This is a genomic window from Vibrio chemaguriensis (genome assembly GCF_012275705.1).
GTDB lineage: Bacteria > Pseudomonadota > Gammaproteobacteria > Enterobacterales > Vibrionaceae > Vibrio > Vibrio diabolicus.
Window position 1 is genome coordinate 24,782 of the sequence record NZ_SHOE01000003.1, and the last position, 15,138, is coordinate 39,919.

General features: G+C 46.3%; 15 protein-coding genes. 9 read left to right on the forward strand and 6 right to left on the reverse strand.

The window, feature by feature from the left end:
• Positions 1-39 precede the first annotated feature (39 nt).
• From EX191_RS04250 to EX191_RS04270, 5 genes are all read left to right on the forward strand, one after another.
• Entirely contained in the window at positions 40-1,284 is a 1,245-nt protein-coding gene (locus tag EX191_RS04250) for an ABC transporter substrate-binding protein (protein WP_006741059.1), read from the forward strand.
• Between the two features lie 80 nt (positions 1,285-1,364).
• Positions 1,365-2,186, forward strand: a complete 822-nt coding sequence (locus tag EX191_RS04255) for an ABC transporter ATP-binding protein (RefSeq protein WP_005392594.1) — start codon at positions 1,365-1,367, stop codon at positions 2,184-2,186.
• Positions 2,187-2,195: 9 nt separating this feature from the next.
• Positions 2,196-3,398, forward strand: coding sequence for a phenylacetate--CoA ligase family protein (locus tag EX191_RS04260; RefSeq protein ID WP_193447195.1), 1,203 nt, complete (start codon positions 2,196-2,198; stop codon positions 3,396-3,398).
• Between the two features lie 124 nt (positions 3,399-3,522).
• Positions 3,523-4,128 carry a methyltransferase domain-containing protein gene (locus EX191_RS04265; protein ID WP_193447196.1) on the forward strand — a complete coding sequence of 202 codons (606 nt, stop codon included), beginning with the start codon at positions 3,523-3,525 and terminating at the stop codon, positions 4,126-4,128.
• Positions 4,129-4,278: 150 nt separating this feature from the next.
• Positions 4,279-6,192: a BCCT family transporter gene (locus EX191_RS04270; RefSeq protein ID WP_193447197.1), complete on the forward strand. Its 1,914-nt coding sequence runs from the start codon at positions 4,279-4,281 to the stop codon at positions 6,190-6,192.
• 90 nt (positions 6,193-6,282) lie between these two features.
• Here the strand turns inward: EX191_RS04270 and budC are convergent, their stop codons facing one another.
• Genes budC through budA form a run of 3 tightly spaced genes read right to left on the reverse strand, consistent with a single transcriptional unit; the run spans position 6,283 to position 9,556 of the window.
• On the reverse strand, positions 6,283-7,041 hold the full coding sequence (gene budC / locus EX191_RS04275; RefSeq protein WP_193447198.1) for a meso-2,3-butanediol dehydrogenase: 759 nt from the start codon (positions 7,039-7,041) through the stop codon (positions 6,283-6,285).
• Positions 7,038-8,741, reverse strand: coding sequence for an acetolactate synthase AlsS (gene alsS / locus EX191_RS04280; protein ID WP_193447199.1), 1,704 nt, complete (start codon positions 8,739-8,741; stop codon positions 7,038-7,040). Before alsS ends, budC begins: the two co-directional genes overlap by 4 nt.
• A 29-nt stretch (positions 8,742-8,770) precedes the next feature.
• Entirely contained in the window at positions 8,771-9,556 is a 786-nt protein-coding gene (gene budA / locus EX191_RS04285; RefSeq protein ID WP_005392587.1) for an acetolactate decarboxylase, read from the reverse strand.
• A gap of 97 nt (positions 9,557-9,653) precedes the next feature.
• On the opposite strand from budA, the gene EX191_RS04290 reads away from it, so the two are divergent.
• The 4 genes from EX191_RS04290 to EX191_RS04300 all read left to right on the forward strand — a co-directional run bounded on the left by EX191_RS04290 (position 9,654) and on the right by EX191_RS04300 (position 12,477).
• Positions 9,654-10,535, forward strand: a complete 882-nt coding sequence (locus tag EX191_RS04290) for a LysR family transcriptional regulator (protein WP_182036083.1) — start codon at positions 9,654-9,656, stop codon at positions 10,533-10,535.
• 129 nt (positions 10,536-10,664) lie between these two features.
• Positions 10,665-11,321, forward strand: coding sequence for a hexitol phosphatase HxpB (hxpB, locus tag EX191_RS04295; RefSeq protein ID WP_193447200.1), 657 nt, complete (start codon positions 10,665-10,667; stop codon positions 11,319-11,321).
• Positions 11,322-11,540: 219 nt separating this feature from the next.
• On the forward strand, positions 11,541-11,609 hold the full coding sequence (locus EX191_RS23100) for a hypothetical protein (RefSeq protein WP_318652618.1): 69 nt from the start codon (positions 11,541-11,543) through the stop codon (positions 11,607-11,609).
• 112 nt (positions 11,610-11,721) lie between these two features.
• On the forward strand, positions 11,722-12,477 hold the full coding sequence (locus EX191_RS04300) for a PhzF family phenazine biosynthesis protein (RefSeq protein WP_164665521.1): 756 nt from the start codon (positions 11,722-11,724) through the stop codon (positions 12,475-12,477).
• 70 nt (positions 12,478-12,547) lie between these two features.
• Here EX191_RS04300 and EX191_RS04305 read toward each other — a convergent pair whose 3' ends face one another.
• The 3 genes from EX191_RS04305 to EX191_RS04315 are packed head-to-tail and all read right to left on the reverse strand — an operon-like array spanning position 12,548 to position 15,097.
• Entirely contained in the window at positions 12,548-12,676 is a 129-nt protein-coding gene (locus EX191_RS04305; protein ID WP_193447201.1) for a DUF2474 domain-containing protein, read from the reverse strand.
• Between the two features lie 20 nt (positions 12,677-12,696).
• Positions 12,697-13,704 (reverse strand): cytochrome d ubiquinol oxidase subunit II, encoded by a 1,008-nt coding sequence (gene cydB / locus EX191_RS04310; protein ID WP_193447202.1) that lies wholly within the window; start codon positions 13,702-13,704, stop codon positions 12,697-12,699.
• Between the two features lie 28 nt (positions 13,705-13,732).
• Positions 13,733-15,097 (reverse strand): cytochrome ubiquinol oxidase subunit I, encoded by a 1,365-nt coding sequence (locus EX191_RS04315; protein ID WP_170901804.1) that lies wholly within the window; start codon positions 15,095-15,097, stop codon positions 13,733-13,735.
• Positions 15,098-15,138 lie beyond the last annotated feature (41 nt).

The window sequence follows — 15,138 nt, forward strand, 5'->3', positions numbered from 1 at the left end:
ATTAAGTGGAATATACCTCAATAACAAGGACAACGAGTTATGAACAAAGGACATTTAGCGACAACGTTGGTGCTATCTTCGGCACTGTTTACTACCGCCACTTGGGCAAAAGACTCTGTATTTGTCGGGCAATTGGTCGACTTTTCTGGACCAACAGCCTACGTGAGTAAGCCTTATGGTTCTGGTGTGCGAGACGCATTACGCTGGATCAACCAAAACGGTGGCATTAATGGTACTGAGCTCGAATTTGAAACGGTAGACATGGCGTATAAAGTGCCAGTAGCGATTTCCAACTACAAACGTTGGGTGGCGCGTAAAGACATGGTTGCGCTGCAAGGCTGGGGCACGGCTGATACCGAAGCACTCATCTCGTTTGTCACCAAAGACAAAGTGCCAGTGTTCTCTGCCTCTTATTCAGGTCACTTAACCGACCCAACCGGCAAGAACCCAAAAACTGCGAAACCAGCGCCTTATAACTTCTTCTATGGTGCGTCGTACTCAGATGCGTGTCGTGCACTGGTGAAGTGGGCGAAAGAAGATTGGGAATCAAAGGGTAACCAAGGTGCGCCGAAATTTACCCACATTGGTGATAACCACCCATTCCCGAATGCGCCAAAAGAAGCGTGTGCAGAATATGCTGAAGAGCTTGGTTTTGAGGTGCAAAACCCAGTCGTTGTGTCACTCAAACCGGGTGATTTCAAAGCGCAATGTCTGTCACTGAAAGAGTCTGGCACCAACTACGGTTATATTGCCAATATCGGTAGCTCGGTAATCTCACTCGTGAAGTCTTGTAACACGGTTGGTACAGAGTTCCAGTACATGGCGAACATTTGGGGCGGTGACAAACCAGTACTTGAAGCGGCGGGTGACGGCCTTAAAGATTATGTTTTCCCTGGCATGACGGCGTTTTGGGGAGACGATAACGAAGGCATGAAACTGGTTCGTGAGATTTCTAAGCAGTCTGAATCAGAGCCGGGCGAGTTTAGAACTCACCACTACATTCGCGGCATTTGTTCTGCGTTCTACATGAAAGAAGCGATGGAGTGGGCGAAAGACAACGGTGGCATTACGGGTGAAAACATCAAGAAGGGCATGTATGTCCATGACAACTGGGTCCCACAAGGCTTAGAAGGTGTTTGTGTACCTGCGAACTGGAAGCCGGAAGATCACCGTGGCACAACAACCGTGAACGTGTTTATGGGTAACAACAACGGCGGCGCAGTCGATATTAAGAAAGTGTCCCAAGTGACATTGTCACGTCGTGACGATTGGCTAGGTTATTAATCGACGACTTATTAATAACAAAGCTTACTGAAAATAAGGATGGGTGAGAGAACACTCTCACCCTAGCAAGGAGTAGTTTGATGGCTGAATTAGCAACGAATATCGAACCGGCAGAAATACTGCTTTCAGTGAACAACATTGAAGTCGTCTACGACGAAGTAATACTAGTACTTCGCGGTGTGAGCTTAGAAGTTCCAAAAGGGCAGATTGTGACCTTACTGGGTGCCAACGGTGCGGGTAAATCCACAACGTTGAAAGCCATTTCTGGTTTGTTGAAAACCGAAGATGGTGAAGTGACGCGCGGCGAAATCAACTTCATGGGCGAGCGCATAGACAACAAAAGCCCGGAAGAGATCGTCCGTTCGGGCATCTTCCAAGTTATGGAAGGGCGCCGAATTGTTGAAGACATGACGGTGATAGAAAATCTTCGCTTAGGCGCTTACACGCGCACGGACAACGAAGTCGAGCAAGACATCGAAATGGTGTTTGATTATTTCCCTCGCCTTAAAGAGCGCACAGGTCTAGCGGGTTATTTGTCAGGTGGTGAGCAGCAAATGCTAGCGATTGGTCGTGCACTGATGGCTCGTCCAAAAATGATCTTGTTGGATGAACCTTCGATGGGGCTTTCGCCGCTGTTGGTGAAGGAGGTGTTCAGCATTATTAACAAGATTAATAAAGATCAAGGCATTACCATGCTTTTGGTTGAGCAGAATGCCAACTTTGCCCTTCAAGCGGCCGATTACGGTTACATCATGGAATCAGGCAAAATCGTACTGGATGGCAGCAAGCACGAACTGCTAAACAATGAAGATGTGAAAGAGTTCTACCTTGGCGGCGGCGATGAAGATCGCAAGAGCTTCAAGAATCTGAAATCTTACAAACGTCGTAAGCGTTGGTTATAAGGAGCAAGGATGAACGAACTATTTGATGCGAAAGAGTCTTTGTCTCCGCAGGCACGAGAAGAATCGCTGTTTCAACGTCTGCCAACGTTGATTGAAAATGCAAAAGCCAACAGCGAACATTATGCGACGCATTTTGCTGAGTTAGATCCTACATTGGCGAATAATCGTGAAGGGCTTACCCAGTTTCCAATTACGCGCAAATTCAATATGCCAAACCAGCAGCAACTTAAACCGCCGTTTGGTGGTTTAAATAGTGTTGCGATTGGTCAGATGGCGCGTGTATTCCAATCACCGGGGCCGTTGTATGAGGCACAAACGGATGAGATGGATTTCTGGCGTATGGGGCGCGCGTTTCACGCGGCTGGATTTAGTGCGGGCGATTTAGTGCATAACACGCTCTCTTATCATTTCTCGCCTGGTGGATTTATTATGGATGGTGGCGCAAGAGCTTGTGGCTGCGCGGTATTTCCGGCGGGTGTCGGGAATACCGAAGCACAAATTGAAGCGATTAAACAGCTGCAGCCAACGGGTTATACGGGCACGCCTTCTTACTTGCTGACGTTGCTACAAAAGTACCAAGAACAATACGATGAGTCGCCGAGTTTTACCAAAGCGCTGGTCTCTGGTGAAGCGGTCACCGCAGACATGCAACAGATGTTTGAGGACAAAGGCATTGCAGTCTCTCAAGCCTACGCAAGTGCTGAGCTTGGTTTGATTGCTTATCAAGTGTCTGGTGAGCAAGGCTTGGTGATTACCGAAGATATCATCGTGGAAATCGTTAATCCTGATGGCATTCCTGTACAACCGGGAGAAGTCGGCGAAGTGGTCGTGACATCGCTCGATGAGAAGTTTCCGCTGATTCGCTACGCAACGGGAGATTTATCGGCATACCTAGAAACGGGCTCGGATTCGCCACGCACGAATGCGCGAATTAAAGGCTGGATGGGACGAGCAGACTCCGCGGTGAAAGTAAAAGGGCTGTTTGTTTATCCGCATCAGATCCAAGAAGTCTGTCGTCGCCACGATATTAAAGGCTCCTTGAAAATTGAGCGTGATGGCTTCAACGATACCATTACTTTCTGCTGTCATGATGTTCATGTATCAGCAGAGGACATTCAAGCAACACTCCAGTCTGTCACCAAACTGAAAGGCAATGTCCAGTTTGTACCGAACCAAGCGGAGCAGCTGTTAATCAATGACCTGCGCAGTTAACCCATCATTGTAAAACGCATTTATAAAAAGCTAACAACGTAAAAATCAAAGGCTAGGAGAGGGGATACCACATTGTGCTGCGTATCCCTTTCTTTTTGTGCCAGTACAATCAGGAGGGCGATAAATGAAGCAGGCACCGACCATCAATCAACAGTTTTGGGATAATTTGTTTACCCAAGGCACCATGCCGTGGGATGCCAAAACCACACCTCAAGAGCTAAAAGCTTACCTAGAAAACGCGCTTCATAGCGGTCAGTCTGTATTTATCCCTGGCTGTGGTGCTGCTTATGAACTCAGCTCTTTTATTCAATATGGGCATGATGTGATCGCGATGGATTACAGCCAACAAGCAGTAAAAATGGCGCAATCGACGTTAGGCAAGCACAAAGATAAAGTCGTGCTGGGGGATGTATTTAACGCTGACTCTACGCACTCATTTGATGTGATTTACGAGCGTGCCTTTCTCGCTGCACTACCGAGAGACCAGTGGCCAGATTACTTTGCTATGGTGGATAAATTGCTGCCAAGAGACGGTTTGTTAATTGGTTATTTCGTTATAGATGATGATTACCACTCTCGCTTCCCTCCATTTTGTTTGCGAAGTGGGGAGTTGGAGGGTTATCTAGAACCGGCGTTTAAGCTTGTGGAATCCTCAGTGGTGGCAAAAAGTGTTGAGGTTTTTAAAGGTAGAGAGCGCTGGATGGTGTGGCAGAAAAGCTGCCGTATTTAAACGCTATGGCATCAAATAATGAATACAAAATCAGCGTCACATAATGCATATTTTAAAGACAATTATTCTTGTGGTAACGATAAGTGTTGTGAATTGGCGAAGTTGTGAGAAATGTAGATCATGTCCTTTGAAAACATAAGGATATATAATATGGACAAATCATTTTCTCTCATCGATAAGCCTACCTTCTTAGGCTCACTTTTTCTTTTACTCAGCGTCGTTATACCTTTAATTTTATTTCCAGCGCAGGGGGCGGATTGGATAGCTTCGGCCAAATTTTTCATGACCGATAAGCTTGGTGTGTTATACCTCGCACTGGGTATCGCAGCAATGTGTTTTATGATTTACACGGTGTTCAGCGATCTTGGCCAAATCAAACTTGGTGAAGCCGACGAGCAACCAGAATTTGGTAACGCCTCATGGGCTGCAATGCTATTTTGTGGAGGTATTGGCGCAAGTATTCTGTATTGGGGGTGTATCGAGTGGGCATACTACTATCAATCACCACCATTTCAGTTGGAAGCAGGCAGTGAAGAAGCCATTCGCTGGGCCGCGACGTATGGTCTGTTTCACTGGGGACCGATCGCTTGGTCAATTTACCTTATTCCTGCTCTGCCTATCGCTTACTTCTTTTATGTACGCAAACAACCTGTTTTGAAAATCTCTAGTGCGTTAATGCCTGTATTAGGAGAAAAGCGTGCAAACGGTGGTATTGGCAAGTTTATTGATGTGCTGTTTATTTTTGGTATGTTGGGTGGCGCGGCGACTACGCTTGGCTTAGCAGCGCCTCTTATCAACGGTGGTCTACATCATATCTTCGGTCTTCCAAACAATACCTTCAGCCAAGTGGCTGTATTACTTCTCTGTACTGCTATTTTTGGTTACTCCGCGTATGCAGGGCTTGAGAAGGGGATCAAATTCCTTAGTAACATTAACTTCTGGGGTGCGATGGGCTTGTTACTCTTTGTACTTGCCGTTGGGCCAACCGTGTTCATGTTAGAAACGGGCTTAGACTCTATTGGTCGTATGTTGTCTAACTTCTTTGTTATGGCTACCTGGGCGGAGCCGTTTGGTGGTTATGGTGAGTTTACAGATACCCACTTCCCGCAAGACTGGACTATTTTCTACTGGGCATGGTGGTTGGTCTTTGCTCCTTGTATGGGATTGTTTGTTGCGCGTATCTCGCGTGGAAGAACGATCAAACAGATGGTCGTAGGTTCGATATTTTACGGTTCTTTAGGTTGTTTCTTATTCTTCATTGTTTTAGGTAACTACGGTTTATCGTTGCAATTGACGGGTGAGCTTGATGTCATCGCAATCCTCAACGAATCAGGCGCACCAGCGGCTATTTTTGCAACGTTAGACACATTACCGTTAGGGCCAATCGTTATTGGTGTTTTTACACTATTGTGTATCATTTTTACGGCGACTTCGTTTGACTCTATCTCGTACATTCTTGCGTCTGTGGTTCAAAATGATGTGACGGAAGAACCGATGCGCTGGAACCGTTTGTTCTGGGCGTTTACTTTGTCTTTTCTGCCAACCGTCCTAATGTTCATGGGAGGTTTATCGACATTACAAACCGCTGCGATCGTGGGCGGTTTACCGTTGTTAGTTATCTCGGTGATGTTGATGGTGTCCTTTGTTCGCGCGGCGAGCCTAGATATTAAACATCAAGCAGAATACGAAGAGCCAACCATTAACATTGAAGAACTGCCGGAAATTGACCCTTGGTCAACAGAGGGAATGGCCTTGGCGAAATTTGAGCGCTTTAAAGACTTAGCTCAACAGGCGGCTGAAGAAGAGCGCGAAGCAATGGCGGCCCTGATGAGCATGCGTAAGAGAATTCGCGCATTTGCCTTAGAGCACAGCTGTGAATCTGGGTTTTCGGACCATCATTTACCAGAAGAGATGCAAACAGAGCTACAGCAACTAACCGAAGCGCTTGAGTTGGCTCAACAGAAGAAACAAGAACTGTCTGAACAAGCCCAAGAATCTCGAATGGAATTTAATCATGTGTTATTAGGCGGCGCGTCGGCAGGTTTAGCAACGTCGCAGGCTTAAGAACAGACACACAAGAGCCGAGTACAAACTCGGCTCTTTTTTGGCGTGGATACCTTACAGTTAAAAATTCTGCTCAGTCAGTGTTAATGCTTATACTATTTTAGGTTGACCATCTGATGCGGTGGCACCGCCGTCTACAGGTAGGTTTACGCCATTAATGAAAGATGCGTCATCACTTGCCAAGAAAGTCACGACAGACGCAATTTCTTCAGGTTCTGCTGCTCGGCCAAGCGCAATGCGCTCATTGAATTTATCGCGGATTTCCTGCGGCCAGCCGTTCGTCATGTTGGTTTTTACTAAGCTTGGGCATACGGCGTTAATTCTTACACCCTCCGCACCATGGTCCAATGCCATCGCTCTAGTAAGGTTGACCACAGCGCCTTTACTCGCGCAATAGAATGCGGCACCCCAGTCACCACCCAAACCAGAAACGGACGCGGTATTCACCATACAACCTTTCGTTTTTAAGAGTTCAGGTAACGCAAACTTCGCGCAATAAACGACGCCGTCAATGTTTACACCAGAGATCTTCTTCCAGTCTTCCAAACTACCTTCAATCACTGAACCAGGGACATGTACGCCAGCATTGTTTACTAAAATATCCAGTTTACCGAAACGGGTAACAACATCAGAAATCAGTGCTGCGACTTTGTCTGGATCAGAAACATCAATGGAATGCGCAGACACGCGCTGTTTATCAAAGCCCTCAACGGCGTTTGCCAACTGCTCTTCATTCCAATCGGCAAGAGCGACGTTTGCGCCTTCTTCATACAGACGTTTTGCGATGGCCAAACCAATACCATTGGCAGAACCAGTGACGAGTGCGACTTTATTTTTTAATCCTCTCATGCGATTTCTCCTTCGAAACTTACAAAAACGGGATCTTGATTTTTCTCTGTGCGCGGCAACATCAGTTTGTCGTTGTCGCTGTAATCTACGGGGATAGCCACCACTGCTGGTCCTTCAACGTCCATGGCTTTATTCAATGTCGGTAGCAATTCGTGTTGACTAATCACTGCGAAGCCTTTCGCGCCAAATGATTCGGCGTAGGCCTTGAAATCAATTGGTCCAAATTTCACACCAGAGCAGCGCTGATATTTGTTGATCTCTTGCATTTCTACCATGTTGTAGGCGTTATCAACCCACACAATATGGACGATATTGCAGTTCAGTCTAACCGCGGTTTCTAACTCCATGCTCGATTGCATAAAACCGCCGTCTCCCGATATCGATACCACTTTACTACCAGGTTTTAGTAGGCTGGCACCAATGGCCCATGGCAGTGCAACGCCCATTGTTTGTTGGCCGTTAGACACCAGCATTTGGCGAGCTCGAAAACAACTTAAGTAACGAGCGATCCAGATGTGGAAGCTCCCCATATCAAGACATAGCGTGGTATCTGGTGTGATGATAGATTGCATGGCTTTAATCAGTGCCAGTGGATGAAATCCTTGCTTGTTATAGACATTGGGATAGGTTTTGATCACTTGCCGTTGCAGTGCTACCTCTTCCAGTACTGAAAGTGCCGTTGGGGAAAGGCGAGCATATTCAGAGATATAGCTGCCCATCTTGTCTAATGACTGCGCAATATTTCCGACGATTTCAACACAAGGCTGATAATTAAGTTGGTATTCTGCTGGTTCAATATCGAGGTGAATCACTGGGTTGCGGTGGCTGTTCCAAAGCTCAGGGTCATACTCTATTGGGCTAAAGCCGATGGTGAGAATTAAATCGGCGTCCCGCAGTAAAACATCGCTAGGTTGGTTATTAAATAAACCGACACGCCCAGCAAAGTGGTGATAGTAATTGATGTCTACCGTGCCGGCGGCTTGGTAAGTGCCGACAACGGGTAGCTGCGTATTTTGAAGAAATCGGGCGATAGCAGCAGCGTTTTGGCTGCGGCTCGCGTGAAGGCCAAGTAAAACCACACAACGCTTTGCTTTACTGATTCGACTGACCGCTTCTTCGATTGCTGCGATGTCTGCGCAACCAGGCTGTGTGTAAGGCGAGGGGACAATAATGTCCGTTTGGGTTTGCTCGGATAAAACATCTTGAGGGAGACTCAAAAAGCAAGCCCCAGGACGACCTGACTCTGCGATACGAAATGCGTTCGCCATGATCTCGCTTGCGGCGTCCACATGCTGCACTTCAGCACTGAATTTGGTTATAGAGCGAAAAATACTGACGGTATCCATGCTCTGGTGTGTTTGTTTTTGCTGGTCAGTTCGTTTCACCGCACCACCGATAGCAATCAGCGGATCGCCTTCGGAGTTTGCTGTTGCCACCCCCGTAACTAGGTTTCCACAGCCTGGACCTGACGTAACCATTGTGACGCCTGCTTTGCCGGTTAGTCTTCCCATAACGCCCGCCATAAACGCGCCGTTAGCCTCGTGACGTACCGGAATCATTTGGATGTTAGTGTCTTCAATCGCATCGAACAGTCGATCGATTTTTGCACCGGGAATACCGAAAATGTACTTAATGCCGAGAGACTCTAGCTGTTGAGCGATCAACTGAGCTCCATTTTTATTTGAAGGTTTGGATTGCATTTGTTGTCCTTATTATTTGCCTGACTTTGTTACTTTTCCGCCTTTTCTATGGCGGTATTTATATCTTCCGGAGCCAAATTGGCACTGAGGAAGTCTGTCGATACCGGGGTATCAATCACTAGCCGCGAGACTTTGCCAATCTGGAGGAACCCTGACGAAATGCTGTAATCCTGAATATGACCACCTCCTTGGCGGTCATCGGTAATAAAGTGTTCGTGATAGCCGGGTACATTGATGCCAGTCGTATATTTAGGACTGCGAAAGCCGGCGACCACGCCTTGCTTATGCGTGAAGCGGAATGTTGGTTGTTCTTTGACCACTTCAAGCATTGGCCGATAAGGGCGTGTTTGTTTAGGTACGGTGCGAGTACGGACTGAATCGAAAACGCCATCAATGCGCACTGCGCAAAATAGGTTGTCACTTGGAACCATGTCGTCTATGAGGCTATGGACTTCATGACGTGACATGCGCGATGTCAGTGGCAGCTCGATATCAGGCTTAAAAAAAGTCATGACAGCAAAGGGCGTTTTTTGCGCCAGGTCTGCCGGGTTTGCGGAGCCATCCGACTTGAGTTGAAAAACTTCCTTATCAAAAGCAATCAACTCACCATCCAATTCATTGAACGTACCTAAACCAAAATCCCCATGTTTCAGCAGTTCTTCTATGGTTGTTGAGCCTTCGTAAACACCAGCGATCAAAGCACTCATTAACGAAGTCTGATAAATCTCACCATCTCCGGTAACGTGATGGTATTCAGAAAATTCTTTCGCTACTTCAAGCGAACAAGCACATAGAGGGTTATAAAATCCACGCATGAGTAAGACCAGTTATGCAATGAAGAGTATATTTAGATTGACTTCTACACGGTGCTAAATCCAATATAAAAAAGATTTACTTTGATATGGAAAATATATGGAATTTCGCTACCTGAAGTATTTTGTCGCGGTCGCCGAGACTCGTCACTTTACCCGAGCCGCTGAACAGTTAGGGATTGCGCAACCTCCTTTAAGTCAACAAATCAAAAAGTTAGAGCACGAGCTTGGCGTGGACCTATTTAAGCGCTTGTCTAGAGGAGTAGAGCTGACCCATGCAGGGCAAGTCTTTTATACGGATGCGGTAAATATTCTTGCTGATGTGGAACGCGCTAAAGCAAAAGCTCGTCAGATTGCTCGTGGTGAAAATACGCAGGTTAAAATTGGGTTCGCGACGTCAACATCAACCTGCATTAAGGTATTGAAGAGAATTGGGCGTATTCAAGAGAATGGGGTTCATTTACAGACGGCGGAACTGTCAATGCCAGAGCTTGCCACTCAGTTAAAAAGCAAACAACTTGATCTCGCAATCATGCGGCTACCCTGTTACGCCAGTGAGCCTTTTGAGCACAAGGTGTTGTTTAACGACCCGTTTGTCGCGGTGATTCCAGCGGGGCACGAGCTGGCAAAGTATCCCTGTATCCAGATGAAACAGTTGAGAGGCCATAAAATTTTACTGTTTCCACGAGAGACTGGACCCGCATTGTTTGATGGCATGAGCACACTTTTTGCCGACGCAGGAGTAAGGCTCGAACCACAGTTCGCAGCACCGCAACTTCGTACGACGATCGCCATGGCGCAGGCTGGGTTAGGTATTGCTCTCGTTCCGCGTTCACTGGCTGAACATCTCGATGATTCTGCGACAGTCGCCGAGATTGATGATATCCCCCTAACCAGTCGTGTTGTTGTTGCTTGGGAGGCGTCTAATCTCAATAAGCTGGCGTTAAAAGTAGCCATGAACATCGGTCATGTTGAGGTTTAAAGATGAGTCATCGAACTGGCTCTGATAGCCACAGGCAAATGTGATACTCTCCCTCGTTATATGCAAAGCTATGCTTTGGTTGAATAGACAAATCTTACTCAACGAATAGAACTTACTGAGGATGTACCAATGATATACGCTGCGGTCTTTGATATGGACGGGTTGCTGATTGATTCAGAACCTTTGTGGAAGGAAGCGGAAAAGCAGGTGTTTTCATCAGTTGGCGTCCAAGTGACCGAAGTATTATCAAAGCAGACTGCGACGATGACGACAGGTGAAGTAACAAGGTTTTGGTATGAACGTAATCCTTGGCAAGAAAAGAGCCTAGAGGAAGTAGAGAATGCTGTTGTGGATAAAGTGGAGGCATTAATAATTGAAAAAGGATGCGAATTAGAGGGTGTTACAGAAACACTCAAATTGCTTAAGGAAAAAGGGTTTAAGATAGGGCTGTCTACTAATTCACCTTATCAACTCATTCCCACCATTTTGAACAAACTCGGTATTGCCAGTTACTTTGACGCGATATCATCGTCAGACGATGTAGAAAAGGGCAAGCCAGAGCCAGATGTCTACCTTTCAACAATCAATAAACTAGGTGTAGATTCAAGTAACTGTATTGCCTTTGAAGACTCTTATTCGGGTATGCTTGCGGCAACACGAGCAAACATAAAAACAGTCGTGATACCTCAACCTGATAAGTTCTACCAAGAGTTTAATGAAGCCAGTCTAAAGCTGCAAAAGCTATCAGAGTTTAATGAAAGCCATTTAGTGGATTTAATAGGATAAAGCTATTCATTACGATTGGTAATATTTATGACAGATGTCATACCATATGGAGAACTTTAATGAGATATTAGTTGCTTATGTGTAGGAGTGGTGAGGGATGAAATGAAGCTTAATTTCGTTGCATATTTGATCAAAGAAGGCTACGAAGAGGCCGATATAATCAACCCTAAGAAACAAGAAGAAAGGTGAAGTGCACTTGCCATTTTTTCAAAAGTAAACCTGCGTCATCACAGTAGACGGTTGCAAAACATGGGTTTTACGGTTGAACTAGCCAAGATAGATGCATAAAAAGACTAACAAAGCATTTAAGAGGGACTCCCGAGGCTTGTCATTTTTTGGTTTCGGGTTAATGATAGCGTTATTCACAACTTAGTGCAGCGTTAAACCGCAAGGATGATGGATGATTAAAGCGCAAGTATATGATGTATTTTGTGATGAATTGGCTCAAGGTAACCCTTGTGGTGTTGTCGAACTAAATCACTGGCTGAGTGATTCTGAGTTACTTCAAATCACTCATCAGGTCGCTCAACCTGTCACATCATTTGTGGTTCAGTCTGGCAGTGACTACCACATTCGCTGGTTTAGCCTAGAAGGAGAGATCAACCTATGCGGACACGGAAGTTTGGGCGCAGGCGCTGCAATCATTTCCAACTATCATCAGAATGAGGTCATTCTAAAAAGCCAATATGGTCATATTACCGTTACTGAACTGGATGGAATGTATCGGATAGTGATGCCAAGTTGGCAAGCAAAGCCTCATGTAATCCCCTTGGATATTTCAGGCTTTTCCAATCGCCCCGTAGATGCTTTTACAACGCGTGATTTGGTTGTTGTTCTCGAATCCGAAGATGATGTTGTTCGCTATCAACCTAACTTTGATGAGCTGATTAAAATTGATGCGTTTCATGCTGTCATCCTGACGGCTCAAAGCTCTGATAGTGGCTATGTGCTGCGTTACTTTGCACCTAAAATCGGTATTTCAGAGGATCTTGCCACAGGCTCAGCTCAGTGCTCATTGGCGCCTTATTGGTTTGAAAAGCTAGGCAAAGAAAAACTGATGGCTCGCCAGCTATCTCGTGCTGGTGGTTATTTTGAAGTGGCTCGTGGTTCAGAATCTACTATCGTATTGTCTGCACACGTAAAAAGTCGCACTTAACTTTAAACGCCTCTAGCTCTGACCAAGAACCGGAGGCGGTCGATTTTTTGATTGTCCTATAAGTGCAGAGCTAAGATTTTAACCCTGCAGCGGTCATCATGACGCGAAACAGCATTGATACGAACCCCAGAGCTAGCACATTGGCCGCCCAGATCCCAACCATCCACGCCCATTGGCGGCACCAATTTTTGACTTTCATACTCACTCCTTATCAACTCGTTAATGGTACGCTTCGTCTTCTTTCACTTTTCCAGAGAAGACGTAGTAACTCCAAAAGGTGTAAGCCAGAATGATCGGGATGATGATCACTGCTCCAACGAGCATAAAGCGTTGACTGCTTGCAGGAGCGGCTGCTTCCCATATTGATATGCTAGGAGGAATGATATTTGGCCAGATACTGATGCCAAGCCCAGCGAACCCGAGAATCACGATAACCAATGCCATCACGAAAGGGCTGCGCTCTTTACGCTTTTTAACGGAGTCGGCAATCTTCAAACATACCAGCCCAGTAATGACAGGTACGGGCAATAAGTAGAACAAATTAGGCAGAGAAAACCATCTTTCCGCAATGGCAGGGTAAGCAAGTGGAGTCCAAGCGCTCACAATGACTAATGCGGAGATCATCGCCAGTAGTGCTTTGTTAGTGAAGCGGTACATCGTGTTTTGCAGTGCACCTTCCGTCTTCATGATGAGCCATGTGCTACCGAGCAGCGCGTAGGTTGCGACTAAACCGAAGCCACAAAAGATGGGAAAAGGGCTGAGCCAGTCTAGTTGGCTACCTACGAAGACGCGGTTTTCCACCGCAAAGCCTTGAATTACCGCGCCAACAACGATGCCTTGGAAAAACGTGGTTAAAATCGAGCCGACCATAAAAGAGCGGTCCCAGAACTTTAAGTGGCTTTCCAATGCTTTAAAGCGAAACTCAAACGCTACGCCACGAAAGATCAAAGCAATCAACATCAACGTCAAAGGGATGGTTAGCGCTTCAATAATTACCGCGTAAGCCATCGGAAAAGCGCCAAATAGAGATGCGCCTCCAAGCACAATCCAAGTTTCGTTGCCGTCCCAAACTGGCGCGACACTGTTGACCATGACGTCTTTTTGTTTTTCATCCTTGATGAAGGGCATCAGTATTCCAATACCCAAATCGAAGCCGTCCATGATGATGTACATCAAAGTGGCAAAAACGATGATCGCGAACCAAATCACGGATAAATCAAAATGCATATTTTCTACCTTCACTTTGTGACAAATTCTAGATGCGGCCTGAAACGGTCGTCATGTCGTGCTCATCGTGCTCGATTGCATCGGGGCCTTTCTTGATTTGGTGGATCATGTAGTAATAACCAAAACCAAATACCAAGCTGTATACAACAAGGAAACACAGCAGGCTGATGCTCATTTGTAGGTCTCCGTGTGCAGAAACCGCATCACGCGTTTTTTGTACGCCATACACGACCCAAGGTTGCCGACCAACCTCTGTCGTAAACCAGCCAGCAAGTATTGCGATAAGACCAGATGGCCCCATAAACAATGAAAACTTGAGGAACCAACGCGAGGTATAAAGCGTGTTCTTTTTTCGTAACCACATGCTGTAGAAGCTTTGAAAAATCATCAGAAGTCCTAGCCCGACCATGATTCGAAATGACCAAAAGACGATAGGTGAGTTCGGTCGTTCCTCTTTCGGGAAGTCTTTCAGCGCCGGGATTGGCTCAGTTAAACTGTGGCGTAGGATCAAACTTCCTAGAACAGGAACTTCTATGGCATAGTCTGTGCGTTCTTGTTCCATGTTTGGCATGCCGAACAATATCAATGGGGTTGGTTTGCCATCGCTGTTATCCCAATGTCCTTCGATGGCGGCGATTTTGGCAGGCTGGTATTCCAAGGTGTTTAGCCCGTGCACATCGCCAATCACGGCTTGGAGTGGCGCAAGGAACACTAAGATCCCGAGCGACATCGAAAACATGGTTTTTACCGCAGTCGATTGATTGCCTCTCAATAAATGCCAAGCGGCTGACGCGCCTACAAAGAGTGCTGAACTGACGAAAGCCGCGACGCTCATGTGCGCCAAACGATAAGGAAATGAAGGATTGAAAACGATAGCAAACCAGTCGGTTGGCACCACACGTCCGTCGACAATTTCATAGCCTTGTGGCGTTTGCATCCAACTGTTGGAGGCGAGAATCCAGAAGGTCGAAATGATCGTGCCTAACGCCACCATCGAGGTTGCAAAAAAGTGCAGCTTTTCGCCGACGCGACGCCACCCAAACAGCATTACGCCAAGAAATCCGGCTTCGAGAAAGAAAGCCGTTAACACTTCATAAGTCAGTAATGGGCCAGTGATAGAACCAGCGAAGTCGGAGAAACCACTCCAGTTGGTGCCGAATTGATAGGCCATGACAAGACCAGATACAACGCCCATTCCAAAGTTAACCGCAAAAATTTTCGACCAGAAGTGATAGAGCTTTTGGTAATCGGGATTACGTGTTTTTAGCCATAAGCCTTCCAGCACGGCGAGATAGGTGGCCAAACCTATGGTGATAGCGGGGAAAATAATATGAAAGGATACCGTAAAGGCGAACTGTATCCGTGCAAGCATAAATGCGTCGAGGCCAAACATTAAACTTCCTTTGATCTTTTAAGTTTTATGAGAGAGCTATT